Annotated in this window: 1 protein-coding gene; it reads right to left on the bottom strand. The window is 38.6% G+C overall.

The window, feature by feature from the left end; all coding sequences use genetic code 11:
• Window positions 1–965, bottom strand: a 965-nt coding sequence (locus tag FHW89_RS28590) for an IS110 family transposase (RefSeq protein WP_172338457.1), incomplete at its 3' end; no start/stop codon positions are given.
• Window positions 966–1,180: the final 215 nt, after the last annotated feature.

Raw genomic sequence — 1,180 nt, 5'->3', positions numbered from 1 at the left:
TTTTGATAAGGTATTTGGTTTTTAATGACAGCAAAGATTCGGTGTATGATTTTGTTTCTTACGGCATTTAAGACAGACATTTTATTTTTCCCACCGGCTACCTTTCTTTGAAAGTATTCACCAAGGTCATTCTTCAAGCGTATTGCACTCATAGCAGCCAGATGCAATACGCTTTTAATGGCTTTATCGGCATATACAGACACCTTACTTCTACCTCTTATGGAAGTGCCGGATTGATGGTCAAACGGAACTACACCACTGTAACAGGCCATTTTGCGAGGCTCTGTGATTGTTGTAAAGCCCGCTGTTTTAGCTAACATCATCCAGCTTAGTACCTTTCCTACACCAGGGACAGAGCGTATCAAAGCCGCTTGCTTAGCTAATTGCTCATCTGTATGAATAAGGTCTTGAATAGCGGACTCGATCAGTTTTATCTGTTCATTAGCTAAGTCTGCCATTTTTTTATTCATTACCGATAGTGTTTTGTTCAGGCCCGTTTTTTTCATCCTTGGATAATCGGTCTTTTGACTAAGCAATTGACGTTTTACTTTCATCCGGTAAGATCTTTCTGCTAACAGTATCTTCATTTTTTCAATGATAACCGGAGAAGGCTTCCATTGATGCAGCTCACGATGATGTTTCTCCATAAAAAGGGCGATACGTAAGGCATCAGCCTTATCACTTTTACCGCGAACTAAACCGATGCTTTTTTTAATATGTAATGGAGACACTACGAATACCCTGTGCTGGTGTAACTGGGCTAAAGCCTCATACAAAGGCCAGTTATAACGGCCTGTATTCTCCATAGCTATCAGCAACTCATGTTTTTGATAAGAGCGAAAGAAACCAAGAATAGCTTTTACTTCATTCTTAATAATAAAGGTTTGATTTTGGTTGTCTTTACGGATACAGATATCCAAGGTAAGATTACTAATGTCGATACCAACAATTGTTTGATTTTGCATAAGTTTGTAATGAAAGTTAACGATTGAGATCATCAACATTGCTCAACTCCTTAATAATGGGTCTTCAGCCCGAATTTCTATCTGAGCATATTGATGAAAAGGAAGCAGGGTCTTAATCGCAATGTGAGTCACTAACCCGGAGCGAAGCATAGTTTACCCTGCTTCTTTCTCAATCAAATAATTCAATATAATAATTATGCTAATCTAAAGGAGCG

Origin of the sequence: Mucilaginibacter sp. SG564 (assembly GCF_013149275.1) — a bacterium.
Taxonomy (GTDB): domain Bacteria; phylum Bacteroidota; class Bacteroidia; order Sphingobacteriales; family Sphingobacteriaceae; genus Mucilaginibacter.
This window is presented reverse-complemented; position numbering and strand designations above follow the sequence as displayed.